The following is a 26,383-nucleotide window of genomic DNA, read 5'->3' as shown; positions in this document are numbered from 1 at the left end:
GTTACAAATCTATTCTAGTTGCATTTATAAAAAGATTATTTAGTAAATCTTCCTCATCGCTTTTAATTAACCTTATACATGTTAAATTGGTTTTTGTTCTTGAACAAGCAACATAAAAAAGCTTTTGGCTGTCAAATTTTTTATTATCATTTATTTCGGGATCAAAAATTTTACTAAAATCATATTTAATCCAAAAATATTCATCTAATACAACAATAACATTGTCAATACTAGAACCTTTTGTTTTGTGCATGGTAATATAATCTGTAGTTTCATTTATGTATAGATAGTAATTAATTACTTCTTGAAAAGTTACAGCAGGTGAAAATAAACTAGTAAATAGCCTTTCCTTTTTTAGCTCTTTTTCTAGCTCTTTAAACTGTTCTTCTTCTATAGTTACATCTCCACTTACCATTCTTGCGAATGTGTTCATACCATCATTATAATTTGTCTTAAATGTCCTATACTCATAATTATCTAAACTTCGTAAAAATACATCTTTTCTATCTATATATGAGTCAAATATCTCAGATTTTTTAATTAAACTATTTGAAAATGCATAATCCAAAACTTCAATAGCAGCACCATCAAAGTTTAATATATATTCTATATCACTTTTTAATTTTGTTTTAGCAGCTATTGTTTTTATTGGATAACCAATTCTTTTTAATTCACTTAATATATAATTATAATTACCATTTTCATATGCTTGACAAAACTCTACTAACTCTAAAAGTTGTAGTTTAATCAAAGCTTCATCTATGTATTCTTTAGGGTCTTGATATCTCTGTGCAAATGACTCATATAGGTTATTGAAATTTACCTCAAGAGAAATAGATTTATTTGTTAACATTAATAATTTATAATTATCTTGAGTTGATTTCGCATATTCTATTAATTCATTTAGTTTTCTAAGATATTGAGCTTTATCTCCATCAGAACTTCGACTATGAGGCTTGTTTTCAACTATTGAATAATAAAAGTTCACATTACCTTGTCTTTCATCAAGGCTAGATTCTGTATGTTTCAACTGTACTTGTTGATTTAAGCCATCATTTCTTAACATGTTAATAAATTCTACTACTTGAACTGAACATCGATAATTATCTTCTTTAATAATTTCTTCTAAAATACCATCGGAAACATATTTATGAACATTACCAATTCCATCTTCATAAATAGCTTGCATAGAATCACCAAATAAACCTATTGTTGTTGTATGTGATTGTGCTAAATAACTTAAAAATATTTCAATGATATTTTCATTTGTGTCTTGATATTCATCAATAAAAATATAGTCGAATTTATCTTGAAGTATTTTACCTATTTTAGGAAAAGTAGAAAAAAGTTGATAAGCAATTTCTAGTAATCCATCATGTCCGAAAGTTAAATCATTATAACTATCAAATCGTGTTTCATTATATTTAATCTTATTGAAGTCCTTTGCTTCTATTTCTCTTTTGATAACTTCATTCAACTCATCAATTCTAGTATTCAAATTTGTATTATATGTTATAGGATTAGCATCATAAATTCTTTTACCCTCAGGTTTATCTATACTTTCACTAGTTATGGTAAAAAGTTTTTTTGCATACTTTTCATATACTTTTTTATATTTATCATGTTCTTTTTTTTTCTGCTCTTTTTCATCACCATCATAGAATTCTATCTCGTTGCGTTCTATTTTTTTAACTTTAAACAATTCAAAAATACATTGAAAAATATTCTTTTTATAATCTTTAATTATTGAATTTAAAAATGAATGTATCGTACTAATTGTATAGATATCTCCAACTCTTGATTTTATTTCATCAACAGCTAAATTTGTATGGGTAATACATGCTACTCTTTTATCAGGATAATTTTCAGATATATATTTTAAAGCTTCTTTTAGAGTTTCTGTTTTACCACTACCAGCTCCACCTTGAAGAACAAAACATTTTTTTTCTTTAATACAGTTTTGAATGTTTTCAAGAGGCGTCATTTTGAATCCATTCTAAAGCATTTCTAATATATTGTGGCATATTCCATTCTATATTTCTTGATAATGCTAAATATAATAATGAAAATGCAAAATCTGATTTTTTATTTAACACCCTGTCTGTTAACTCATAGATTTCAGTTGTTTCAATTAATTCATCTCTATTTTTCAGACCTCTTAAATCATCTTTGTTAGTAATTAATTCTAACAAATTAACTTTTATAAATGCATCTTCAAAACTTCTAGCATGATATGAATCTTCTTCTATTTGATAAAAGATATTAATCATACTAGTATCAGTAATAGTTAAATTGGCATTTTTAAGGTTAATAAACCAAGGTTCAAAGTCATCGGAATTTACATCAGGAGAGTTGTAATATTTTTTAATTGTTGCATTACTTGTATGGGTAGCATCAGATACTTTTTCTGCTGGATAGATTATCCGTCCGCTAGAATTAGTTGTCTTAATTGTTGTATCAATATCTGTAATTATTAATGTTTGTATATTAAGAAATTTAATTAATTTATCAAATGCTTCTGCATTCGCCCCCACTTCTACAATTGAAATATTTTGAGAAGAAATTGGTATATAATCAGTTGTTCCAATATTTTCTTCATCATACATATTTATATAGTAAGGTAGCAACATTTTTTCCGTAGTACCCTCAATAAATATAATTTTATTAGCAAAAAACAACTCTGATGCTTGAAGAGTTAAATATTGTTCTATAAACTTAAAATGCTCTTCTTCCGTGCCATATTCATCTTTTAATTCAGAATAAAAATTCTTAATTCTTATATTTTGATTATCTTCTAATAAATATCTAATATCCTTAAAATCACACCTTGAAACTATTTGTGCAGAATGTGTTGTTATAATTGTTTGTAAATTTTCAATTTCACTAAAAACTTTTTTAATTTCATCTATAAACTTATATTGCATTTGTGGGTGTGTATGAGCTTCTGGTTCTTCTATAAAAAGTAGGTTTATACTTTTTACTTCTTCTTTAAAATTTTCCTTTTTCATCTCTATATCTAATAAAAGGTACAATATGTTCATAAAACCTAAACCATTTAGATGTTCAGGTAAATAATTTGAACTATCTCCATAAACAACCTTTGAAGAACTTTGAATTACTTCATTTGATTCTAGGTCAGATATAACTTTTAATGTATCAATATTTAAAAAATCTTTCCCATATCTTAAAAAATCATTAAATTCAGTTGCGTATGTTGAATTTAAAGTATTATCCATTTCAATCATTTGATTATTAATTTCAGAAAAATTCGGATCTTCAATATTCTTTTTATTAAAATACTTTGTAGTCATTGTGGAAAGTATTTTTTTACCTTTATTATCATCAGAACTAGAAACATTTCTTTTGGCATGAATAATTTGAAAATTTATAAGACTTTTTATCTGTTTTAGCTCTTTCTTTATAAGTTTATATCTATTTTCCTCTTCTAAATCTTCATCATTCTCAAAAGTATAAATTGTAGTAGTTAAAAAACTATGTAAATGTTTTTTTATATATCTTGTCTTTTCATCATCTGAACCTAAAGATGACAAAACAGATATAATTTTTTCCTTTTTTATTGTTACTTCAAAAAGTATTTTTACAATATTACTATCAGGGTCTAGATCTAATATAAATTCTGATAAATATTCTAAATCATCTGATTCATTGTAATCTATTTCAATTATCATTTGAATTGTTAAATCTAATATATTGGTATGCTCATTTATATTGTGAAGTTCATCTCGTAAATATAAACTAAAGTCATCATACATAAAATTTTCATTATTATAAAATTTTTCAAATAGTACTAATAATGATGTCTTACCACTGTTATTTCTACCAATCAATAATGATAAATCATTTTTCATATCAAGAGTACTTTCTCTTAATAACCTAAAGTTTTTAATTTTAATTTCACTAATATTCATAAATTATTCCCCTATCTCTTTTTGATCTTCCAAACCATCCATCATAGCCCCTTCAACCAAAGCACTATCTAACTCTTTTTTAGGTTTGATATTTGATACTTTTTTAAGCATTGTTACTTGGGTTATGAGGTTACCTCTACCACCACTTAACTTTTTAAATGCTTCATCATAATTAGTTCTTGCACTCTCAAGTCCTTTATCTACCTTTTTTAGATCATCTACAAAACCAGTAAACTTTTTATATAACTCTTCAGCTCGTTTATATACATCAGCTATGTTTTGAGCTTGTCTTTCGTATCGCCAAGTATTTTCAACGGCTCTAAGGGCTACAAGTAAAGTAGTAGGACTAACCAATATAATCTTTTGTTTAAATGCTTCATCATATAGGTTTACATCATTTTCAAGGGCAAGAAGTAAAGCACTTTCTATAGGTAAAAACATAAATATAAAGTCTAAACTATTTACATTTTTAAGGTCTTCATATTTTTTATTACTCAGTCCTTTTATATGGTCTTTTACAGATTTAATATGATTTTTCAAATGTATAAGTTTTAAATTATCATCTGCTTCTGCCCTATATTCGTTATATGCAGTAAGTGATGTTTTTGCATCTATAATAATATGCCTATTATCTGGTAAGTTAACTACTACATCTGGTTTAAATAACTTGTCTTCATCATCTCTTAATGAAACTTGCTTTGTAAACTCATGCCCCTCTCTAAGTCCTGAACTTTCAAGAACTTTATCAAGTACCATTTCGCCCCAGCCACCTTGTGTTTTATTGTCATGTTTTAATGCATTGGTAAGGTTGTGAGCTTCTGTAGTCATCTTTTGGTTTAACTCTTTTAGCATTTTTAATTCGGCTGATAATGCACTTCTATCCTTAGCCTCTTTATCATATACATCTTCAACTTTCTTTTTAAAGTCTGTTAACTGTTGTTTCATAGGATTCAGTATAAGTCCTAAGCTCTCTTGATTTTGCTGAGTAAATTTTTTACTATTACTATCAAATATTTTATTTGCTAAATTTTCAAACTCTGTTTTTAATTTTGCTTCACTATTTTGTAGCAGCTTTACTTTTTCTTCCATTGCTTTGTTTTGTTCTTCTCGTTGTGTTTGAAGTTGTGATACTGTAGCTTTGTCTTGGTTTACTTGAGTTTGTAGTTCTTTTTTATCAGCTTCTAAAGTTTCAAGGGATTGTTTTAGTTCCGTTATGTAGATCTCTTTTGCACGAGAAAGCTTCTCACTACTTTTTTTCTCTTCTAGCACCTTTGTTTCTAGCTCAGAGATCAAGGCTTTATCATGTTTTATTTCATCATTGTATTTAGATATTTGTACCTTTTGTTGTTGCAGTTCTTCTTTTAATTCATCAAGTCTTTTATCACTAGTTATTTTAAAATCAGTATATTTTTCTTTTTGTTCATCAAGTGAAGTTTTATACTTAGAAGACTCCTCTTTTGTATTTGAAAGTTCAATTTGTTTTTCATTTATTAATATTTCAAAATCTTTTATTTTTTGTAATGAAGGATCAAGCTGTGTAAGCTTTTCTTTATAAGTTGCTAGTTCTATATTTTTAGTATTTAGTAACTCATTATTGTTATCTAAATCATTTTTAAGTTCATCAATAGCTTCTATTTTTTTACCATTTTGTCTATACAGATAAACACTAACACTAAATAGCCCTACAACAGCGATAATAGCAAAACTTAAGATTTCATTCATAACTTTACCCTAGTAAACAATTTTTAATATCTTATAATAGCATATTATTTATTTCGTACAGTAGATAAAGAATTTATTATGAATGTAATAACTACAAGTAGTATAAATATTAAGGCAAAATATATATCAAAATATGATGAAGTAGTAAATTATAAACAGCTAATAAAAAAAGGTGAACATGAAGCTATGAGTAGTTTAAACTACTCATAGCTTCAATTCATAACACTCTCCATCATGGGTATAAATTTTAAAATATCTCCTATAGATTCATTGTTATGGTAAATGTCCTTTAAACGCTTTGTACACATCACTTCAGCATGTTCCATATTTGTCATTTTAAGTTGGAGCAGAAGTGTTCGCGTCTGTTCTTCAGATAGGGTTACTTTACCTTTAGAACTTAATAGACGATTAATCAATTTTAATGCTTCCACGGGATCTTGAATAACATTCAATTGTTGTTTAATATCTCCAGTATTTGTACCAAAAAGTTTTGCTTCAAATTCTAAACTAAATAGACGACCATCTCTTTCCCAACTCCATGAACCTGTCGCCTCTAAATCATCGATTCTTGAAGTATAAAAAGGTTTATAATTATTTCTGATATTATCTATACTTTTAAGATGTACAAAATCAGATGGATTTTCTGATATATATATTAGAAAAGCACGAATATGCCTAGAAACATCTTCTCCAAAAGGAAGATCAATTGATCTTTGCTCATAATAAAGATGTCTAATATAACCAATAGCATACTTCTCTTGGAGTTCTTTTATCTTATTTTCACTAAATACTTCACCTAACTCTTTAGTTCGCGATATACTACTTATTAGGGTGTGATGGCTACAATCTGTACATTCAAGATAAAGAGATTTATTCTTTGTAATAAATCTTGCACTTGAGTCATTTACCAGACCACATGACTTGCACTCACACCCTTGCCGCTTCACTTCTTCAGAATTACCACAATCTGCACAGATTCGTACAAGATTTCCATTTTCATCTTTTCCTTTATAAATATCTGTACTTTTACAAGATGAACAACATGTCATATGTTTTGAGAGTGGCTTATCATCTATTTTTTGAGATTCAGTTGGTAATCCTAAATTATCTACTACTCCTGCACAGTCGATAATTTTTGCATGTGTTTTATTCTCAAAAAGACGAAGTCCTCGACCTACCATTTGACGATATAAATTTTGACTTTTAGTAGCTCGGGCTAAGACTATACAGTCTGTTGCTGGATCATCAAATCCTGTCGTTAACATCATAGGGTTTGCCAACATTTTAACCTTACCACTTTTGTACTCTTTCATAATACTGTTTTGCTCTTCTTTTGAGAGTTTTGAGTGAATTGCTTTTGTAGGTATACCAGCGTCATTAAAAGCAGTAGCAACGGCATTAGCATGGGAAATGTTTATACAAAAAGTTAAAGTAGATTTTTGATTTTCTATAAGACCTTTAGTGTTTTCTACTAGTTGAGTAATACTTTCAAAGTTGTTAAATGCTTTATCTAATTCAGATTGATTATAGTCTCCAGCTTGAACTTTAATATTAGACAAGTCCACTTTTACTGGTGCATAACATTTTGGTCGTACTAAATATTTATTTTTAAGCATATATTTTAAATCAAACTCATTAATGTGGGTATCAAATCCTTCAATAAGCTTAGAGTTTTGGTCATATGGAGTTGCGGATAGTCCAATCAACCTACCTGTAAAACCTTTTAAAAGTTTTGCAATCATCTTACCACTAAACCCAAAATGAACTTCATCTACCATTATCATAGTAGGCTCAAATCCTAACTTATGCTTATGAGCTGTTTGTAGTGTTGAAATAAAAACTGAATGGGTTTCATCATAATTTCTTTTTCCGTGAATAATTTGAGGGTCTAACTTGTGAAAAGTCTCTTGTAATTGCTCTAAAAGAATAATCTTTGGAGCAACTATAAGTACTTTACCACCCTTTAGTATCTCATTTTTTGCTATTTCAGACGCTACTACACTCTTTCCAGACCCAGTTGGTGCTTCAATCAGTACTGAACCTTGAGATTCTTTAACACTTTTAATAATACTATTTTGATAAGGTCTTAGAATCACCTCAACAGTATCTTTTTGAGAAGCTGATTTCTTCTCTGCTTCAAGCTCTTCTAAATTTTTCATTTCGTATCCCTTTTAACTTTATTTTTTTAATACTTCTATCATTGATGTAGGTTGTTTAAAAATATTATTCGTATATAATTCTTCTTATATATTAATAAAAAGTAGAAGGATTAACCATGTCACAACTTGATTATTTAACTATGATTAGAGAAAATCACAATAAAATGTTACTTAGCAAAAAAGAGACTGCTAAAGAACTAAATGTGAGTGAAGCAACAATTGATAGATTAAGACAAATGGGGCAATTAAGCTCTAAGAAAATTTTAGGTCAAATCATGTTTTCTATTGATGAGATAGCTCGTTTTCTGTATGAGGCTTAATTAGTATTGTTACTAAATTCTTTTTATAAAAGTATATAATACTCCCTCTAGCATAGCCTAATAAGCTATACTAGAGCGTTCTTTTCAGTTGAGCTATCGCTACTTTTAATAAGAAAATGTGTAATGTTGTTTTTGTTTATTTGTGAGAGTATTTAAATAGTTCAGAATGTTTCTTGTAATATGGCAGTTTTATTATGAATGTCTTTATATTTATTAATTTATTGTTGTACCTTTAATTAGTGCATGTCTAGTTCAGCAGGTACCGTATTAGCTTCTAAGTAAGAAATCAAGGTGTCTCTAGCTATAAAATTTTTTGAGCCAATCTTAACTACGGTAATAGCACGATTATAAATCAACTTGCGTAACATATCGCTCTTTATAATTCCCATATTATTAATATCTTTAATGGAAAATAAGACTCCAGATGGTATAAGTTCTTCAAAATTTATTAATTTCATTTAGTGTTCCTGCTGTATGATTATAATAAGAATATATGCAATATCATTATTTTTTCTTCTTGAATGTTTTCAATAATTCAAGTGCTACATATTCTCTCAATTAAGCATGTTGTATAAAAAAATATAACTTTACTAGTAGTGCTAATCTTCTATGTACTCATCAAGATTATCATCATTAATCTCTTTATATCTATTTTTAATTCTCTGAAGTGTATCCTCTACTGCATTTAGTGCAAAAGGTGTAAACTCAATTTTGCTAATATCACTTTTTACAATCTCATAAAGAGTGATGTCATCTCCATCATCAATATCATATTGAATAGCTTCAATGGATGCAACATAATCTATAATCGCATTAGTTTCAACTAAGCCACTGCTAATGCAGTTACTATCAAATACAAATACAATTTTTATGGCATCTATGCTGTCGTTTATGAGCTGTACAGGTTCATGTGTAGATATACTGACAAGATCACTTAAAGCATACTCAAAAGTGTACTCAACGGGCACCTTCTCTTTCCTATCTAGCTCATAGTCAATCTTCCAATCATTTAAGAAAGCACATACTGCTATAAAGATATTGTACTCTTCGCATTGAATATGCAGTTTATTATCTTCTAACTCTATTAACCTTATTCTCTCTTTGCTTCTGTGAACCGTTTGATTCTCCTCATTTATTTCAGATACCATACTTGAAATACTTACCGGAAACATAGTTAATCTATGTGGAAGATGCTTTAACACACGCTCTCTCTTAATTTTATCTTTTGTCTCTACTATCATAGAGAAACTGTTCAAACATAGTCCTCTTTTTTCACTAACTGACATTTTTAATCCTTTTAATATTAATTTCTATCATTTATATACTTGCTTTGAAAAAAGTTTCATTAGTTGGCTTTACCCTATCTCTTGCAGGAGCAACTAAATCATAGGTAAACACTTCATCGATTGTCATCAGCATGCTAATAAACTCTTCTACATAATCCATATCAATGTTAAGCCTGTATCGTTCTATAGGCTTTGCTGTAAGGTCTATTGATTGCTTATTATATTGTGTAATGATTGAGCTTCTGACTATAGGATTTTCAATATACAAAACAGCATAATTATTTATAGTACGTGCTATTGCCTTTATACTATTTTCATGCTTTCTGAAGAATGATTGGTAGAACTTACATTCGAAACGAACGATATCTTCTTTTATCCACTTATCTTTTATCTGTTTGGGGTAAGAATATGCTTGAGATAGCATGTTAAAAGATTGTATTTCCACATATGTAGTATTTTCATATGTTGGACAACCTGTAACCCAATGATACTTGATTCTCTTAAGTCTTTCTATTACTAACACTAGCACTTCACTAGGTTTAGCTCCTATGAGGTCTAAGCATATATCAAGAGCAGTAATTCTTAATGGGATAGCTCTCGTATTCAAATAGATACATACTTCTAATAGGCAGGCTAAAGAACCTCTATCCATATCATGAAAGCGAAATAAACCATCATACTCTATCGCTATAAACCAAACTCGTCTTAGGTCATTAGTTCTTATACTTCCTACGCTACAACTACCAGTAGTAATACCAGCTATCTTCTTCCCTTTGTAGAAAACAAAATGCTCTCTATAGATTCTTCCCATTCCTATTGGCTTATCTATAAATCTAATAAATATTGATTCAAGTTTTCCTATTACCTCCACAAGTCCATTTAAAACTTGAAATTGATCTAAAGGATCATCTCTATCAATTTGTATTTTTATAGTATCTATATTTGTTATTGCTTCCATTATCATCTACCTTTTTAGTTAATGAAATAAATATAAATAACAACTATAACTGTACTCCCATTGATAGACAATTATTACTAGTTATATAAATAATATATTAATTATAAAAGACCTAACTATACTCTTGTTAAGTTTTTACTAGTTTACAGGGAGTTTGAATTATTGTTGTTATTCTTAAATTTATTTCTTTTCAACTTATAGATAACAGTAAAAAATTATTTTATCTTTGTTCCATAGTTTTGCTTATTCATGTGAAGATATTATCATGATGTCCACATTTTGGTTTTTATTATAGGAGAGGAATATTAAAATAGAAGTGGCTAGAGTATTTTACGATTTCTTTATTACTTATAGATGGAATGAAAATTTCCTATAGCTATACCCCTACATAATGCTAAAGGTAGTTCTAGTAATTTTTATAACATATTTGTCTGAGAATTAGCATGAGATGCCCTTGAGAATGGTATTGAGAAGGCCTGAGAGTATAACTGAGATATGAAAAAAAGCTATTTCTGCTCTTTTTCTTTAGCTTTTCTTTCTTTTTCTTTAGCTTTTCTTTCTTTTTCTTTCACTCTATATTCTTCTGTTCTTTTAATACAATCATCTCTATCTTCCATATCTTCACAAGCAAATTTTTCAAGTTTTTCTTGACTAGAAATAACAGTAGCTCCATAAGGAATTTTTATATCTTTAGCCATTTTATAGTCTGTGATTTTATATAATTCTTTATTTTTTGTTTCTTTTGATGTTTGGTAAGCTTGAAATAAAACTTCCTCTTTTTGATCTTTATCTAAAATTTTTAGTGTCTTAGTTTCTTGATTAAACATATCATCTTTATCTTTTAGCTTATCCATAAGTTGTTTTTTATTTGTAAATTTTTGCTCATGTATTGCATTATAATAATCAAGAAGATCTCGCCCAATAAAATAACCTTTATGTTTATTACAAACAATTTGCAGGTGTTCATAGATTTCATCATCATCAATATCTTTAACTTTTTCAAAATACTTTAAATCTTGATCTTTAATCGCTTGAATAAAATCATCAATCTTATTATCAATGTCTTCCTTATCTATATTAGAGGATTTATTATTTTTGATAGTTCCTCTATCTTCTGTATCTAGTGCATATTGAGGAAGGCTATTATTTCCTTGAAACGATCGTAATATATCAGCAAAATTATCTAAGTCTTTTTGTATTTTATCCTCAAGTATAAGTTCATCAGGTATTCCTAGTTTTTCTATAATTGTATCCATATCATTGACTTTAATTATTGTACATTTTGACATTGCTCTTTTTATATATGGAAAAGGATTTTTAGCTGTAATAATCATTTGACCATGCACAGTAACATCATCTATCTCATTATTTTCATTTACTTTAGATATTGATGGCTTAGTCAACAAATCTTTCACTAATTTATATAATGTTTCATCATCAAATTTTGTAGCAGGATTTGTAATATCAGCAATATGAAAAAATAGTTTATCTTTCGCTATCTCAAAAGATGAGGCAGTTACACATTCCTCATCATTAATACTAATACAGTGCTGTAATCCAAAAATCTCTTTTATGATTTTATCCCAAAGAATATTTTGAATTACTTCTTGGTCACCCAGTAATACTAAAGCCGTGCCACTTTTTTCTAAACTATTGAAAAAACAAGCTAACCAATTCATTACATAATAATATAAATGACAATCTTCATCCACAAGGTAAAAGATAAATTGTGTAATAAAGGAATTACCTTTACAATCAGTTACTATCTCTGAGTTTTGTTTATTTTTCTCATAAAGATAATTATCATCATTTTTGATAAACATTTCTTGAATAATGCTTGAATAGTTGTAATTAAGACCTCCATTTTCAAACCTTTTCTTCAGATATTTTGTAGATATAAATCTATTTCGTGTATAAAATAAATCATTATTACCTTTCATAAATTCTAAGGGAGATTGAATCTCAAACCTATCATCATCAATTGAAGAAATGGCATTTTCAAAAAGCAATATTTTTATCACATTTGATGCTTTTTCATTTGCATTTAGTTGCTGTTTTTTTATACCTTTAAGCCTATAGACTAATACAATTTCTATCGCATAACTAGAGAAAAAACCACTATTGTTTTGGTTTAAATAGTTTATTATTTGTTCTTTCAGTGCTCTAGTTAATAATTCACTTATCTGATCTTTATTTTTATATATTGTAATGCCACCAATTTTTGAACGAAAACAATACTTATTAATTCTGGTATCAAACCATAAGCTATTCCATTCATTCAAAATATCTAATACTAAATTTTGCCAATAAAAGATTTCTGACCATTCTTGATTATTTTTCATTATTTGATAATTTTTTTGAAAATTATTTACATCTTCATTAAGCAAAAAACTATCAATTTTCTTTTCATATCTATCTTTTGTTTTTTCTAAATATTCCTCAAATATATATATGCTAGTAGCATTATAGTTGTCGGTATTAAGATCCACTTGTTGACTAGTTTGTTTTTCTTTCATTAGATTATCCTTTGAATCATAGTACTTTTTATAAATTAACTTTTTCTGTTCTTCGAAATAAATTTGATTTTTAGAAGTCATACCATTATTTTTCTTATATACTTCACTCATATATTCTGCCAATTCAAAATATTCATTTGCTTCCTCTTTACTTCTAGGAAGATGATCTAATTCTAATGCCAATTTTATATTTATATACTTACCAATTTCTACTATATTCATTTTTAGATATTCACTCTATATCTAACATTTCTACCTTGAGTTCCTTCTATTTGCACAATACAGTCAAATTCTAGCAGCTGATTAATATCTCTTACTGCTGTAGCCTTACTAACCTTAGTGAGTGATATATATTTTTTTGTATTGATACCGCCTTCAAAGTTTTCTGCACCCATATCAAGTATTTTATTTAAAACTTTTATCTGCCTTTCATTTAGAGATTGCTTCCTATGAAAATCCCAAAATTTTGTTTTTTCTACAAGATATTCAATATTTTTCAATGCATCTATCATTGCACTTTTTAAAGTATTCAGATGCCAGTCTAACCATAAAGTTATGTCAAAATTTCTATTTTTAAAGAGGTTTGTAGTTTTATCTAATACATCATAATAAGATTTTCTGTCACTATTAATAGCGGTTGAAATGGAATAGAGTTTAAACTCTGTATGAAGTGTCTGTTTAGATAAAATGGAATCAGTTATTGCTCTTGATATCCTTCCATTTCCATCATCATAAGGGTGGATAGATACAAACCAAAGATGAGCTATTGCAGACTTAATATAAATATTTTCATCACTGCTATTACAATATTCTAGAAAGTTTTCAATATCTTCATCCATACTTGATAATGGTACAGCTTTATAATGTACTTTTTCATATCCTATTGCGCCAGAGACTACTTCCATGTCATCATGAGTTCTAAATTGAGCAATATTAATTCGATCTAACTTACTATATCTATTTTCAAAGAGGCAGTTATGCCAACCATGAAGCCTATCTAGTGTCAGAGGGTCTTTATTTAAACTACAGTCTAAAAGTATCTCTACAAGAGAATCTGTTGCAGCTGTTGAATACTTATCACTTCTTCCATCAAAGTCTTTATCAAGTTTCTTTCTAAATGATGAGTGTACACTTTCCCTTTTAAATATTTCACCCTCTATTAAAGATGTATTTATTGCTTCATCTGTTAAAGTCTCTATCTCTATATCTCTAATATCATCTTGGCTAAAAAGTTTAGACATGCCATCGAGTATACCTCTTTGATAATCTATTTCGCTTATAAGTGTTGAAAGTTTTGTTTTATCATATTTAAAATGCGGATAATCTTTATGTTGCCATATCCATTTTATAATTGTATTATCCATAATTTACCTTTTGAGTCGAATATTCACTATAATAGTATCATAATATGAGTCTATTATTACTTATAATAGTATCATTAGTAATTCTTGCATATCTATTTTAAAATACTTTTTAATAGTCTCAACTATTTATACTCATATTAAATTCCATCAGATATAATATACATTATAAATAAATCCCTACTCTATGATAAAAAAATATAATATAGTAGGGATATAATATATCCAATAAGCACTAGAAATAGGTGCTTTAATAAGATTTACAAAAAACTATAAAGAGTTGCATATGAAAAAAATATTTTATATTACTTTGCTATTTCCATTTGCCCTGTTTGCGCAGAGTTTCTTAATATCAAACATTCCGCTTCCAAATACGAAAATATTAAATCTAGACCCTTACCCGTGTGATGAGGATTGTTTAAAAGAGTATCTAGAAAATGGTCAAATATTCTCTTTTTTAGCTCATAGCTACTCTCAACTAGATGATGAAGAACTTGAACTTGCAAGACAAGAGTATGCATTCGCCTTAAATTTAAAATCTAGAATAATAAGCAAAAAACTTCGTATCGCCCTACTTTTACCATATAAAATAATAGGCAGATACTCAGCTTCCACAACAAATGCCGCATTTGCATACCTTATTGCAAAGAACCTTCCTTTTGAGCTTAAAAGCTATAAAATAGAGACTGAGAGCCATGAAGATATTTTAAATGCAATCAAAAAAATACAAGACGACGGTTTTTATTATGTTATAGCTCCATTAACTCAATCAGGCTCTGACACAATGTCAATTATCAAACCTGAACTAAATATCTTTTTCCCAACAATTAATAAAAAAGATGCAAACACTACATCTCAAAATTTATACTTTGGCGGTATTGACTATCGTGCACAAAGTGATTTGCTCTTAAATGAAGCCGAATCACCTTTAGTGATATTTTACGATAAGTCAAATATAGGAAAAAAACTATCAGATTATCAAGAAGAAGAATTTAAAAATAAAAAGTTTGTTGATGTAAACACTACACTCGTAAATAATGTTATAGAAGAAGTTAAAACTACACCAGAACTTTTAGACAACAACAGAACTGTTGTTAAATTTTCAATACCAAAAAGAAAAACAAATCTTGAAAAACAGTTAAAAGAGAATCAAGATATAAATATGGGCTCATTCATGATAAATACACCAATTATAAAAAGTGGTATGATTATGTCTCAACTAACGCTCTATGACACAAATGCAACAAATATTTTATCAACCCAAACAAACTATAATCCTCTCATATTATCTATGACTCAATACCACGACAGAAAAAACATGATTATTGCAAACTCGATTACCCACAATAAAGATGTATTGATAGAAACAAATTCACTTCTAGGAAACGATATAGTTTTTGACTGGATAAACTATACTACTACCGTTGGTATTGATTATTTTTTCCATCATATAAGCGGACAAGACAGAGAGTATGATATTGAAGTAGTAGATAACCAGATGATGTATCCTATAAAGCTCATACAGCCATCTTTATCAAGATTTATACCATATGCATCATCCAGCAGCGAAGATTGATTTTATAAGCTCTTTGACATCACTGCTGATTTTTTGAGGCTTTCCTTCAAAAGTTATGTAAGCCAAAGTAATATTTAACTCAAATACCTTCTTGGCATCTTTAAAAATGATTTGCGACAATCTAAACGAAGCTGCTCTCATATCTATTAATTTTGTTTCAACTTCAAGCATATCTCCAAGTTTTGCAGATGAAAAAAAGTCTGCTTCAAGCTTTCTGGCTACAAAATGACCACTACTTAAAACCGGACTTAATCCACGCTCAAAAAATGCATCGCTTCTAGCTCTTTCACAAAAATTTAGATAGTTTGAATGATAAACAACTCCTCCGGTATCTGTATCTTCATAATATACTCGTATATTCAAATTGGAACCTTTATAATTTTTATCATTTTATCTAAATATTTATTGTAGAATCTAATCTATGATAAATGATTTAGTTTTAAACTACATACTTCTTTTTGTTTTTCTTGAGTTTTATGAAGTTACTTGGCAAAAAGCACCTAGTATTATGGGTATGATAATCCGCATGCATAAGTACTACTCTAAAAGTATTTTTCTATTTTTAGTTATGCAGCCGACTTTTTACTTCAGCATAGGTTTTTTTATATTGAGCAACTATAATTTTTATGCAGGAATTTTACTTTTTATAAAAACAGCTGATGTGGTTACAAAAATACTTCTCATAGAGCAAGTATTCACAAAAAGGAAGCTGTCTCAAGATCTGAGTCTTGTTCTTTTAGCTCCTATGAATAGTTTTTTACCATATCTTGGTTTATTATTTTATCCACCGCTTATTGTTTTAGCTCTTATCTAGGTCTGAATAACTACTTTTAATCTGCGCTTGTTTAGCCAAAAACTGTACACTTTTTGATATATCTTCATTTGCTATATGATAATGTTTATGAAGTTTTTCTAAAGAGTTGTCTATCTTCGTTGTCAGTGCAACAATCAATGATTCCATCTGCTCTTTTATGTTGTCTATTTCTTGATCTTTAGAATCTTTGAAATCTTTAATAATCATACTAAGCTGTGCCTGTGATTTAACATATTCAGACTTTATAACCTCTATGTCGCTCATCACTTCTTTCATAGTTGCATATATATCATGTAAACCGCTATTTTGATCTTTGAGTTCACTCATTTTGTTCGATGAAAGAATCATCTGTTTCATTATCATCTCACTCTGCTCTTTTATGCCGTTTAGTCTGTTTTCGCTCTCATATAAAGATGTATTAACGCCTTCAGTATGTGTTTTAAGCGATACAACTTGTTTTTCATAAGGTTTAGTGATTTCAGAGAGTTGCTGCAATGTTGTTTTTGTAATTTCATTTGCTATATTTTTTGATATATTGCTCATATTTTTCAAACTCTCTTTGAGCTCATCAATCTCTTCTATTATATCACCTCTGCTCTGTACGGCTTTTGCCAGCGTTGCCTTGACTTTGTTGAAGTGGTCTTGTTCTTCAATTCTTAAAATATCTATATGCTTATGTACAACATCGTCTAGTGATGGAAGTTGAACTTTAGTGAAATTTTCAAATGTATTTGTTACATCACTGTGCCACAGTTGCATTTCATCAAATTTTTCTAGAAATTTATCTTGATTTTGATGAATTTTTTCCAATGCTTTGATATCATGTTTAAACTTTTCTCTTATCTCTTCTTGAGCTTTTTTATCATCATTTTGATTTTGAATCATCTTTTTTTCTAACTCTGATGTAAATTCTTTTAACTGTGTTATTTGATCAATTAATAATTTTGTAAATTCATGTTGAGTTTTAGCTTGTTGTGTTTGTTGAGTCTGATGAAGTATATTCATAACGATATATAAAAGGATTGAAACCAAGAGAGGGAAAAAGCTCTCCCTTAAAATAAGGAGCAAGTCATTAATCTCCGGATGAATAATAAAATGAACAACACTACTAGTAACACCAATACCAATCATCAAGGGTGCATAGTTAATCTTGTTAGGTTCTTTTATAATAGAAATCTGTCTTAAAAATAATATAACCATAAATGCAAAAGCAATTAACAAATCACCATCAAACACATCAAGTCCTTAAATTTATTTACAGATATTCTATCATAATAACCTACAAAACAATATCTAGTATTTCACTAGGCCTTCTTATAACAACTTTATCATCGCTATTTGGACTAAATCCCCATGTTGCAAACATAGAGTCTATACCGGCACTTTGAGCGCTTAACATGTCTTTTATATTATCGCCGACCATCCACGCTCTATGGCTGTTTTTATCAAACTTGTAATGTTCTAATATTTTATTTAACATTTCAGGACTTGGCTTTGACTCTTGTACTTTATCAGCACCGATAATGACATCAAACAGATGGTCGACTTCTAAGTGTTTTAGCATTCTTTTTGCAAATGGTGTCGGGGCATTTGTAGCCACTGAAATTTTAACATCTGCTACAACCAGTTTGTTAAGTGTCTCTCTTACTCCATCATAAAGATACGGATTTTGTACACACTGCATTGCATAGTGAATCTCAAACAGTTCTCTATCTTTGTCATGATAAACATCTGTTTCATAAAAAAGCTGTGAAAGGTTTCTAACTTTCATATTTATTGCTTCTACAATGAACTCTTCGCTGAGTGGTGCAAGATTGTAGTGATGTTTTCGCACATGATTAACAGATATAGTCAAATCTTTTTTGGAATCTAAAAGAGTACCGTCCATATCAAATATAACAACTTTCACTATATGGCCTATTTCATCTTCTCATATATCTCACAAAGCGCATCAACAAAAAGCTCACTGTCATTTGGACATCTACACACCCTGTAATCCTTAAAACCCTGTTCCTCTGCTATTTCTCTGTACTCTATCTCTAGCTCGAAATCTGTTTCAGAGTTATCTATTGTAAATGCTAATGGAAAAATTATAACACCTCTATTTCTAACGCTGCTAAGCTTATCGTCCAATGATGGCTTTAGCCACTCCATCGGCCCTACTTTTGACTGATATGCCAAGTGTACTTCACGAAAATCCATCTTTTGCTCTTTTAGCATATCTTTTAGTATATCTACATGTTTTTCTACATGTCGTTGGTAAACATCTCCAGCGTCAACTATCTTTTGAGGAAGTCCATGAGCAGAAAATATAATGTCAAAATCTTGATACTCAGTATCTCCGATTCTCTCTTTTATTCTCTGTATGATTGCTTTGTTGTAAGTATTATTTTGAAAAAAATGTTTAACTTCCACAAGAATTGCATCGCCGCCCATTGTGTGATAATGCTCTTCAAAATCTTCAAGTGATGATTTTGTTGTTGTTGTTGAAAACTGCGGATAAAGCGGAATCAGATAAATCTTCTCGACTTTTTCTTTGTTGAGTTTTTCTATGACTTCTGGAGCAAACGGCGGTGTATATCTCATAACAAAATCAACTATGACATCATCACCCAACTTATCTTGAAGTTTTTTTACCAAAGATTTTGTATGTCCTACAATTGGTGATTTTCCACCAAGTTGACGATATATTTCTTGTGAACTTTCTGTTCTATTAAAAACTATCAGGCCTCCAACAATTTTTCTAAGCAGGTCACTTTTCATAGTCAAAATATTTTTATCATTGAACATATTTTTTAAAAAGACTTCAACCTCTTCAAGATTGTTTGGTCCGCCCATATTTAGCAGTATTACAGCTTCTTTTTTTGCCATTTATTCCTCTTTAACTCTTAAACTAATATCATAAACTATTTGTTGAAGCGGCAACATATCTTCATAGATTTTATAAAGTGTATCAATGAGCTTCTCACCATCTTCTATAAGTTTTGGGTCTAAAATCTTGTAGGTCGCCATACCTTTGTATAAAAACAGATGTGAGTACATCATATCTGCATTTACACCTCTAGGAAATCTTTTATAACCCTTATCAATAACACTATACCCTTTATCCATTAAATTGTGAAGTAATTTATTTAATTCTTCTCGTTTGCGAGAGTCGTTTATATACTCTCTATAAGCATTCAACATAGGTTTTTCAAACCATCTTACACCAACAGATATAAAAAGCTCATCAGGCGAGAAGTGCATATAAAAAGAGGATCTTTGAAGTCTGCTGCCTTTTCCTTGTGTGAAAATAATCCCAATTCTTGATTTTAAAGGTTCTTTATTTGCACCCATTCTGCGAGTGTCTCTGTATATTCTAAAGAGTGCTTTGTTTATCTTTGGCTCAAAGTCGATTGTCGGCTCAAGCGCCATAAGATGTTCACCCATTTCTACAACAAAAGTGCGTGAAGGGTTTAAAATAACTTTCTCATACTCACTTCTGTGCGCTTCAAACCACTCTTTATTGTTGTTTTTGCGGATAGCTTCTAAAAAAGGTAAAGTTTTTTTGCTAAAGCCTTTAAAATCCAAATTTAGACCTTATACTAACTTTCTATTTCTAAATGCAAGCGCGATTACAACAAATAAAATTGCATAAGTAATAGGTACAAAGTCTGGAACAGGAACCGGATCACCTTTTGCATATGAGTGCATTCCTGCAAGATAATAGTTTACTCCAAAATAAGTCATAAGTACAGATGTAAACGAGAGTAAAGATATTACACTGAAATTAAACTCACTATAAACTGATTTGATAAATCTCAAGTGAACTACCACTGCATAAATAAGAATTGTTACAAGTGCCCATGTCTCTTTTGGATCCCAGCCCCAATATCTACCCCAAGACTCATTTGCCCAAACACCACCAAGAAAGTTACCTAAAGTAAGAAGTGCCAAGCCTATCAAGAGACTCATTTCATTTATGGCATTAAGCTCTTTTATAGATAGAGATATCTGTCTCTTGTTGTTATCATTTATAAGTATGTAGAGTAATACTACAATAAATCCAAGAAGTGCTCCAAGACCGAGAAAACCGTAACTTGCCGTAATAACCGATACATGTATACTTAACCAGTATGAGTTAAGTACAGGAACCAAGTTAGTAACTTGAGGATCCATCCAGTTTAAATGTGCAACAAAAAGGATTAAACCTGTAAGCACAGATGTCGATGCCATAGTCATAGCAGATCGCTTAGAGAACATAAAGCCTGCTAAAACTGTTGCCCAAGCGATATAAAGCATTGACTCATAACCATTTGACCATGGAGCGTGACCGGATATATACCATCTAATACCCAAGCCAAATGTATGAGCGATAAACAGAATAACTAAGATTCCTAAAGAGATGTTTGAAAATATAGATAAGTTGAATTTTGGTTTCAATATCTTTGTAAAACTAAAAATAAGAAGTATAAAACCCACCAGAAGATATATAGGATAAATATTCTCAAATATATTTGCATAATTATAGAACATCTCTGCTTTTATTCTACCTTCAGAAGGCATAATCGATGCTCCGTAAAATTTTTGATATTCAGAAATTTTTTCAACAGCAACATCTGCTGCACTCCAATCTCCACTTGTTGTTGCAGCATCTAAAGCTGTGAAGTATTCAAATGCGATATTTCTTATTTTAAGGATATTATCGGGGCTAAATGTTTTAAGTGCCTCTACCGTAGGATACCATTTGTTATTTTCATCATTGGGCTTTGGCCAGAGCTTCATCAAATCGCCTGAATAAACAGAGTATGAGATGTTTACACGCTCGTCAACTTGTAACACTGCCTTATCAAAGAGATCTCTATTTTTAGGTTCTTTTCTTATAGCCTCATTTACTGCTTCTTCAAGTTTATAGCCACGCAAATAACCTGGCTCTTCAAAAAACTGGGAGAATGAAGCATATTTAGCATCAGCTTTTGCGCCAATTAATCTGTTTATCTCTTCATCTTTTGTTCTAATTATTTTGAGTTCTCTATAAGCATCTGGTTTTGCCATCATTCCCAGTATTACTTGGTTTGGGTTCAATTTTTCACTACCAACACTTATGTGTGAGGCTCTATGAATTTTTGCCAATATCTCTGTCGTGAGAGTATCCATTGGTTTCATTCTACCTGCGCTATCTTGAATAATCAACTGACCAAACTTTTTGGCATGTTCTTTATCAAAAGAGAGTACAGTTTTTATTACCGGATTTAAATTTTCGGCATAAGACGGTGTTACACTAAAGAGTAAACCTAAAGTTAAAAGAAATCCAAGAGTTTTAGCTTCGCTGGCTTTTCTTGCTTTTTCAGAGAGTTTTGCAAACCTGTTTCCTCTTGAAAAAAGTGCCCAAAACATCCCCAATCCTAGAAGAAAATATCCTATATATGTTGGAAGTGTTCCAGGGTCATTGTTTACGGACAAAATAGTTCCTTTTTCATCTTGATCATACGAAGACTGAAAAAATCTATATCCGCGATGCTCTAAAATATTATTCATAAAAATTCTATATGGCATATAAATATTTTTCTCATTATCTACAAGTTCAACTTCACTAGCATATGAGGCAGGAGACATTGAACCAGGGTATCTGTCTAATTGAAAATCAATCAGTTTTACACCAAAAGGAAGAGTTAATTTTTTTGAACCATAAGCTATACGAACATCTACTCCGTTAATCACATTATGAGACTCTTTTGCCATTCTTCCCGCTTGTCCAAAAATCATGACATTTTCTGTAACACCATCCACAGTAACAGCAAACTCTAAAGCATCCTGTTCGGGTCTCATTGGTGAGGCATTTGGATTGGATATAAGTTTTGTTTTTGCATTTTTGTAGTGTTTGCGTAAAACAAAATTACTCTCTTTAACACCAAAAAGAGTTCTCTTAGCTAAGAAAGTCTTCTCTGAAGGTGCTATTTCGCCATCTGATTTATCTTCCATTTTTAGAAATCTCAATGGTATATCATGCTTCAAAAAAAGCTTACCATCTTCTTCAAATATTGAAATAACAGGTCTTAAAAACATTTTGCCTGAACCAAAGTCTATCGCTATAGACTCATTCTCATAAAAAGAGCCTTTTTTCAGCTTCACCGGCTCACTTGAACCTTGACCTGCTACCATCAAATCAAGAACTTCAAATCCACCTTCACTTCCCTCTTCTAATGCTTCAATAACATCTGGAATATAATTAACAAGTTCTACATGTACATCTTTATCTTTAACATTTAAAGATGATGTTAGAGAGTTTGTTGTTTTTTTAGACAGGTAAACTATCTCAGAAGATGAAACTTCTTTATCATCCATTTTTGCACTAACTTTAAAGTAAGTATTTGAACTTATCATAGTTGTTGCCGTATCACCTTCGCGAATATGCATGGTTCCTTCAAAACCGATAAAACGAGTTATTGCAGCACCAATAACAATAATAATAAAAGATAAGTGAAATATAAAGATTGGAGCTTTTTTTATACTAAACATTTTATACTTAATCATATTGTAAATAAGATTGATTGTAAGTAGTGCTTGGAGGATTTCAAACCATCTTGCGTTATAAACATCTGCTTTTGATGTAATCGTACCATAGTCGTTTTCAACAAATGTTGCATACCCGATGGCAAATGCAAAAATAAGCATCATAACTGCCATCGTTTTCATAGAACCCACAATATTAAAAAATTGTTTCATTTATATCCCTTAATTAAAAAGATATTCTAGTTAAAGTTAGCTAATAGAGGGTTAAATTATTTCTTAAACACTTTATATAATTTTAGAATTTCATAAATATATAACTAAGCTATTTTAAAAGTTATTCTGAAATCACCATTTTCGAGTTCTTTTGCTTCATGAGAAATAGTTAACGGTATTCTGTCATACAGAGGAAACGGCTCATGAAAATAAATACCGACAAGTCTGTCATTATCACTTTTAAGCAGACTAAGTCCGCACAAAGTATTTACCATCGGTTCTGGCGGCTGACAACCTGTTACATTAAACTCATAAAAAGTCAATCCATCTTCTTCATACTTGTAAAAATCCAGTGTCGCTCTTGGTACTTCTATTAATTCTTTTTTCATTGTTTTATTAACCTTGTGTAATGATAAATATATTTTTGCTCTTGAGAATTCCACTCAAAATACTTTGAAACCTTCTCAAAAGCCTTTAAAACTATTGTTTCGTGGCAGTCACTTCCATAAATTTTTATAGGAGTGTGATAATACCTATTATATGACTTTATAGGATGCAAAAGCATTTCTTTCCAGCTTATTTCTATTTTACCATCATAAGGCTCAAATGGAACTGTAGAAACAACTGTTTTGTTTTTAACTCTACATTTAAAGTGACAAACTACATAAAATCTATCAACTTTAATAAAATCAAGTAAATTAACTACATTATTTTCACGATTTAACATGTCTAATCCTAAAGTTATTTATTTGACATCAGCAATAAATATTCCATCCAAAATAAAATTATATACTTAATTTTATTTCAAAACCTTTTTTATCTCCGCTTAAAAGTTCTACGCTGCCACCATGTGCCTCAGCAATCTGTCTTGATAGAACAAGCCCCAATCCATTACCTTTAACTTTTGTACTTCTAAAGGCCTCAAACAGCTCTTTAGTGTTTTCAATCATTATGCCGCTGTCATAGATGTAAAATATATGATATTTATCATCTGTTTCATAGATTATCTCAACTACTCCATCTTCGTTATCATCCAATTCTATCGCATCTATAGCATTCGTTAAAAAGTTGGAAAACAGCATCTCCAATAGACCTTTGTCTGCATATAGTGTGAATTGCTGCTGTGGAAAAATAAATGTAATATCTTTAGAGTAACTATAGTATCCAATGTCGCTGCTTAGCTCTTCTTGTAGTTCATTCCATTCAAATTGAGTCATATTTGCATCAACACCTTTAGAGAACATCAAAGTAGCTTTTATAATTCTCTCGATACGAGAAACTGACTTTTGTATCTCCTCAACTATAGAAACATTTTCAGGGATAACTCTCTTTTTTAAAGTCGAGCTTAAAAGCGATATAGAGCCTATCGGGTTTCTAATCTCATGAGAAAGGTGCGCCGCCATCTGTCCCATCGTTGCAAGGTTTTCTTTTCTTTTTTGCTCTGTAATATCTGTTGCACTGAGCATAATCTTATCTTTGTATGACGAACTTTTTATAAGGTAGGAAGAGGAATTAAACTTGACCTCATAATCATTATTTTTTGATTCTAAAAGTTCAAGTAATTCACTAAGTGATTTTGCCTGTGAATTTTGTAAAAAAACATCACCGTCCTCATCTAAAATCCAGATAGCATTTGGTAAAAACTCAACAACTTCCTCAACAGTATCTTGAAGATGAGCATAAGATGACTTTAGTTCATTGAACTCTTTTTCAACCTTGTAAGTCTGCTCAATTAAAAGATTTAACTCCTCAGCTGTTACTCCGGACATTACTCAGAAAAACCTAAAATGATTTTATACAAAGAGTACGCATCGTCACTGCCGCAAAGCTCTCTTATAGAGTGCATCGCATATGTCGGGAGTCCAACATCCAAAGTATCTATACCTAATCTTGTTGCAGTTAGAGGACCTATAGTAGAACCGCAACCCATGTCACTTCTTGTTACAAACTGCTGTATAGGCTCATCCAGCGAGGAAGCTACATTCATAAACCTTGAAATAGTTTTAGAGTTTGAAGCATATCGTTGATTTGCATTGACCTTAATTACGCTGCCTCTGTTTATATACGGAGCATGATTTTTATCATGTTTATCTGAATAGTTAGGGTGTATTGCGTGTGCATTATCTGCACTTATCATAATAGATGTACTAATCATATTCATATACTCATCATAATCGCTATACATTCTCTTTAGTGTATTTTCTAAAAAACTTCCACTAGCCCCGCTCGTACTTGCACTACCTACTTCTTCATGGTCACTAGCGATAAAAAGCATAGGTTTTTCATCGCTTATACTACAAATGCTAAGCATTCCGGTATAACAACTTAGAAGATTATCAAGTCTTGCACTTGCTATAAAATCATCGCTTAGTCCAACATAAGAAGCCTTTTGCGTATCATAAAAACTAAGTTCGCTTGCATAAAAATTTTTTACATCTAATATATCAAGTTTTGATAGCTGCCATTTTAAAAATTCATCAAATTCAAATTCTTCATTTGTTGTCAAGATTGGGCACATGTCACTCTGCTGATTTACAGTTCTCTCTTTATTTGCATTTTCATCCAAATGAATAGCTAGTGATGGAATAATTGCAATAGCTTTTTTTGTATCAATCAAAGCATCTTTTACAACATTTTGAGAGTTCAAATACGACACTCTTCCAGCCAGTGACAAGTCTCTGTCAAACCAAGGATTTAAAAGCAATGAACCATACGGCTCAACCCCAAACTTAACTACGCCATGCTCTTTTATAACAGGGTTTGGCTTTAGTTTAAGATTTGGGGAATCAGTGTGCGCGCCAAACATTACATAGTTTTTATTTTTTGGATATGTAAAAGCAATTATAGAAGAGTCATTGCGAGTAACGAAGTATTTTTTGCCATGCTCCAACTCCCACTTATCAGACTCTTCAAGTTTAACAAATCCGGCATTTTTAAACATCATTGACATGTTGTTTGTAGCATGAAAAGGTGTTGGCGAAGCATCTAAAAAGCCAAGTAGTCCTTCATTAAAATCATTTTTATCCATATCTGCTCC

23 protein-coding genes are annotated in these 26,383 nt (G+C 30.1%); 4 read left to right on the top strand and 19 right to left on the bottom strand.

What is annotated here, in order from left to right; all coding sequences use genetic code 11:
- Window position 1 precedes the first annotated feature (1 nt).
- The 3 genes from OQK60_RS04275 to rmuC are packed head-to-tail and all read right to left on the bottom strand — an operon-like array spanning window position 2 to window position 5,651.
- A complete protein-coding gene (locus tag OQK60_RS04275) occupies window positions 2-1,984 on the bottom strand; it encodes an ATP-dependent helicase (protein WP_297684432.1) in 1,983 nt (660 codons plus the stop codon).
- Complete coding sequence (locus OQK60_RS04270) at window positions 1,971-3,929, bottom strand: AAA family ATPase (RefSeq protein ID WP_297684430.1); 1,959 nt, start codon at window positions 3,927-3,929, stop codon at window positions 1,971-1,973. The genes OQK60_RS04275 and OQK60_RS04270 overlap by 14 nt, the downstream gene beginning before the upstream one ends.
- A 3-nt stretch (window positions 3,930-3,932) precedes the next feature.
- The gene (gene rmuC, locus OQK60_RS04265; RefSeq protein WP_297684428.1) at window positions 3,933-5,651 is read right to left on the bottom strand and encodes a DNA recombination protein RmuC; all 1,719 of its coding nucleotides are present in this window, start codon (window positions 5,649-5,651) and stop codon (window positions 3,933-3,935) included.
- 78 nt (window positions 5,652-5,729) lie between these two features.
- On the opposite strand from rmuC, the gene OQK60_RS04260 reads away from it, so the two are divergent.
- On the top strand, window positions 5,730-5,861 hold the full coding sequence (locus OQK60_RS04260) for a hypothetical protein (protein WP_297684426.1): 132 nt from the start codon (window positions 5,730-5,732) through the stop codon (window positions 5,859-5,861).
- A gap of 2 nt (window positions 5,862-5,863) precedes the next feature.
- Here the strand turns inward: OQK60_RS04260 and OQK60_RS04255 are convergent, their stop codons facing one another.
- A complete protein-coding gene (locus tag OQK60_RS04255) occupies window positions 5,864-7,810 on the bottom strand; it encodes a DEAD/DEAH box helicase (protein ID WP_297684403.1) in 1,947 nt (648 codons plus the stop codon).
- A 116-nt stretch (window positions 7,811-7,926) separates the two neighbouring features.
- Between OQK60_RS04255 and OQK60_RS04250 the strand changes: the two genes are divergently transcribed.
- Complete coding sequence (locus OQK60_RS04250) at window positions 7,927-8,130, top strand: helix-turn-helix domain-containing protein (protein WP_297684400.1); 204 nt, start codon at window positions 7,927-7,929, stop codon at window positions 8,128-8,130.
- A 236-nt stretch (window positions 8,131-8,366) separates the two neighbouring features.
- Here OQK60_RS04250 and OQK60_RS04245 read toward each other — a convergent pair whose 3' ends face one another.
- The 5 genes from OQK60_RS04245 to OQK60_RS04225 all read right to left on the bottom strand — a co-directional run bounded on the left by OQK60_RS04245 (window position 8,367) and on the right by OQK60_RS04225 (window position 14,254).
- Complete coding sequence (locus OQK60_RS04245; RefSeq protein WP_297684398.1) at window positions 8,367-8,588, bottom strand: DNA-binding protein; 222 nt, start codon at window positions 8,586-8,588, stop codon at window positions 8,367-8,369.
- Window positions 8,589-8,729: 141 nt separating this feature from the next.
- The gene (locus OQK60_RS04240; RefSeq protein WP_297684396.1) at window positions 8,730-9,416 is read right to left on the bottom strand and encodes a hypothetical protein; all 687 of its coding nucleotides are present in this window, start codon (window positions 9,414-9,416) and stop codon (window positions 8,730-8,732) included.
- A gap of 31 nt (window positions 9,417-9,447) precedes the next feature.
- Window positions 9,448-10,374: a hypothetical protein gene (locus tag OQK60_RS04235; RefSeq protein WP_297684394.1), complete on the bottom strand. Its 927-nt coding sequence runs from the start codon at window positions 10,372-10,374 to the stop codon at window positions 9,448-9,450.
- Window positions 10,375-10,880: 506 nt separating this feature from the next.
- Window positions 10,881-13,112, bottom strand: coding sequence for a hypothetical protein (locus OQK60_RS04230; protein ID WP_297684392.1), 2,232 nt, complete (start codon window positions 13,110-13,112; stop codon window positions 10,881-10,883).
- Between the two features lie 2 nt (window positions 13,113-13,114).
- Window positions 13,115-14,254: a DUF4172 domain-containing protein gene (locus OQK60_RS04225; RefSeq protein ID WP_297684390.1), complete on the bottom strand. Its 1,140-nt coding sequence runs from the start codon at window positions 14,252-14,254 to the stop codon at window positions 13,115-13,117.
- Between the two features lie 283 nt (window positions 14,255-14,537).
- On the opposite strand from OQK60_RS04225, the gene OQK60_RS04220 reads away from it, so the two are divergent.
- Window positions 14,538-15,827: a hypothetical protein gene (locus tag OQK60_RS04220; protein WP_297684388.1), complete on the top strand. Its 1,290-nt coding sequence runs from the start codon at window positions 14,538-14,540 to the stop codon at window positions 15,825-15,827.
- Here the strand turns inward: OQK60_RS04220 and OQK60_RS04215 are convergent.
- Window positions 15,807-16,190, bottom strand: coding sequence for a YbgC/FadM family acyl-CoA thioesterase (locus tag OQK60_RS04215; RefSeq protein WP_297684386.1), 384 nt, complete (start codon window positions 16,188-16,190; stop codon window positions 15,807-15,809). The genes OQK60_RS04220 and OQK60_RS04215 overlap by 21 nt on opposite strands.
- Before the next feature lie 58 nt (window positions 16,191-16,248).
- Between OQK60_RS04215 and OQK60_RS04210 the strand changes: the two genes are divergently transcribed.
- Window positions 16,249-16,641: a hypothetical protein gene (locus tag OQK60_RS04210; RefSeq protein WP_297684384.1), complete on the top strand. Its 393-nt coding sequence runs from the start codon at window positions 16,249-16,251 to the stop codon at window positions 16,639-16,641.
- On the opposite strand, the gene OQK60_RS04205 is transcribed toward OQK60_RS04210, so the two are convergent.
- The 9 genes from OQK60_RS04205 to OQK60_RS04165 form a co-directional block, all read right to left on the bottom strand.
- Entirely contained in the window at window positions 16,627-17,877 is a 1,251-nt protein-coding gene (locus tag OQK60_RS04205; RefSeq protein ID WP_297684382.1) for a hypothetical protein, read from the bottom strand. The two genes, OQK60_RS04210 and OQK60_RS04205, sit on opposite strands and share 15 nt — an antisense overlap.
- 43 nt (window positions 17,878-17,920) lie before the next feature.
- On the bottom strand, window positions 17,921-18,550 hold the full coding sequence (locus tag OQK60_RS04200; RefSeq protein WP_297684380.1) for an HAD family hydrolase: 630 nt from the start codon (window positions 18,548-18,550) through the stop codon (window positions 17,921-17,923).
- A gap of 8 nt (window positions 18,551-18,558) precedes the next feature.
- Window positions 18,559-19,512, bottom strand: coding sequence for a ferrochelatase (hemH, locus tag OQK60_RS04195; protein WP_297684377.1), 954 nt, complete (start codon window positions 19,510-19,512; stop codon window positions 18,559-18,561).
- Complete coding sequence (locus OQK60_RS04190) at window positions 19,513-20,211, bottom strand: DUF2461 domain-containing protein (protein WP_297684375.1); 699 nt, start codon at window positions 20,209-20,211, stop codon at window positions 19,513-19,515.
- 9 nt (window positions 20,212-20,220) lie between these two features.
- Window positions 20,221-23,346, bottom strand: a complete 3,126-nt coding sequence (gene ccsA / locus OQK60_RS04185; protein ID WP_297684373.1) for a cytochrome c biogenesis protein CcsA — start codon at window positions 23,344-23,346, stop codon at window positions 20,221-20,223.
- 104 nt (window positions 23,347-23,450) lie between these two features.
- Window positions 23,451-23,735, bottom strand: coding sequence for a hypothetical protein (locus OQK60_RS04180; protein ID WP_297684371.1), 285 nt, complete (start codon window positions 23,733-23,735; stop codon window positions 23,451-23,453).
- The gene (locus OQK60_RS04175; protein WP_297684369.1) at window positions 23,732-24,073 is read right to left on the bottom strand and encodes a hypothetical protein; all 342 of its coding nucleotides are present in this window, start codon (window positions 24,071-24,073) and stop codon (window positions 23,732-23,734) included. The genes OQK60_RS04180 and OQK60_RS04175 overlap by 4 nt, the downstream gene beginning before the upstream one ends.
- A gap of 58 nt (window positions 24,074-24,131) precedes the next feature.
- Window positions 24,132-25,115: a HAMP domain-containing sensor histidine kinase gene (locus tag OQK60_RS04170; protein ID WP_297684367.1), complete on the bottom strand. Its 984-nt coding sequence runs from the start codon at window positions 25,113-25,115 to the stop codon at window positions 24,132-24,134.
- Window positions 25,115-26,374 (bottom strand): M18 family aminopeptidase, encoded by a 1,260-nt coding sequence (locus tag OQK60_RS04165; RefSeq protein ID WP_297684365.1) that lies wholly within the window; start codon window positions 26,372-26,374, stop codon window positions 25,115-25,117. Before OQK60_RS04165 ends, OQK60_RS04170 begins: the two co-directional genes overlap by 1 nt.
- Between the last annotated feature and the right edge of the window lie 9 nt (window positions 26,375-26,383).

It is taken from the genome of Sulfurimonas sp. (assembly GCF_026196735.1).
Classification (GTDB): domain Bacteria; phylum Campylobacterota; class Campylobacteria; order Campylobacterales; family Sulfurimonadaceae; genus Sulfurimonas.
Note: the sequence above shows the minus strand (reverse complement) of the source record. Positions and strands in the feature narration are given on the sequence as shown.

Excerpts from the sequence above, each read along its gene's own strand:
- OQK60_RS04225 (WP_297684390.1), bottom strand. The coding sequence starts at position 14,254 with ATGGATAATACAATTATAAAATGGATATGGCAACATAAAGATTATCCG.
- rmuC (WP_297684428.1), bottom strand. The coding sequence starts at position 5,651 with ATGAATGAAATCTTAAGTTTTGCTATTATCGCTGTTGTAGGGCTATTT.
- OQK60_RS04165 (WP_297684365.1), bottom strand. The coding sequence starts at position 26,374 with ATGGATAAAAATGATTTTAATGAAGGACTACTTGGCTTTTTAGATGCT.
- OQK60_RS04255 (WP_297684403.1), bottom strand. The coding sequence starts at position 7,810 with ATGAAAAATTTAGAAGAGCTTGAAGCAGAGAAGAAATCAGCTTCTCAA.
- OQK60_RS04235 (WP_297684394.1), bottom strand. The coding sequence starts at position 10,374 with ATGGAAGCAATAACAAATATAGATACTATAAAAATACAAATTGATAGA.
- OQK60_RS04230 (WP_297684392.1), bottom strand. The coding sequence starts at position 13,112 with ATGAATATAGTAGAAATTGGTAAGTATATAAATATAAAATTGGCATTA.
- OQK60_RS04245 (WP_297684398.1), bottom strand. The coding sequence starts at position 8,588 with ATGAAATTAATAAATTTTGAAGAACTTATACCATCTGGAGTCTTATTT.
- OQK60_RS04175 (WP_297684369.1), bottom strand. The coding sequence starts at position 24,073 with ATGTTAAATCGTGAAAATAATGTAGTTAATTTACTTGATTTTATTAAA.
- OQK60_RS04170 (WP_297684367.1), bottom strand. The coding sequence starts at position 25,115 with ATGTCCGGAGTAACAGCTGAGGAGTTAAATCTTTTAATTGAGCAGACT.
- OQK60_RS04260 (WP_297684426.1), top strand. The coding sequence starts at position 5,730 with ATGAATGTAATAACTACAAGTAGTATAAATATTAAGGCAAAATATATA.
- OQK60_RS04210 (WP_297684384.1), top strand. The coding sequence starts at position 16,249 with ATGATAAATGATTTAGTTTTAAACTACATACTTCTTTTTGTTTTTCTT.
- OQK60_RS04250 (WP_297684400.1), top strand. The coding sequence starts at position 7,927 with ATGTCACAACTTGATTATTTAACTATGATTAGAGAAAATCACAATAAA.
- OQK60_RS04275 (WP_297684432.1), bottom strand. The coding sequence starts at position 1,984 with ATGACGCCTCTTGAAAACATTCAAAACTGTATTAAAGAAAAAAAATGT.
- OQK60_RS04180 (WP_297684371.1), bottom strand. The coding sequence starts at position 23,735 with ATGAAAAAAGAATTAATAGAAGTACCAAGAGCGACACTGGATTTTTAC.
- OQK60_RS04270 (WP_297684430.1), bottom strand. The coding sequence starts at position 3,929 with ATGAATATTAGTGAAATTAAAATTAAAAACTTTAGGTTATTAAGAGAA.
- OQK60_RS04240 (WP_297684396.1), bottom strand. The coding sequence starts at position 9,416 with ATGTCAGTTAGTGAAAAAAGAGGACTATGTTTGAACAGTTTCTCTATG.
- hemH (WP_297684377.1), bottom strand. The coding sequence starts at position 19,512 with ATGGCAAAAAAAGAAGCTGTAATACTGCTAAATATGGGCGGACCAAAC.
- ccsA (WP_297684373.1), bottom strand. The coding sequence starts at position 23,346 with ATGAAACAATTTTTTAATATTGTGGGTTCTATGAAAACGATGGCAGTT.
- OQK60_RS04220 (WP_297684388.1), top strand. The coding sequence starts at position 14,538 with ATGAAAAAAATATTTTATATTACTTTGCTATTTCCATTTGCCCTGTTT.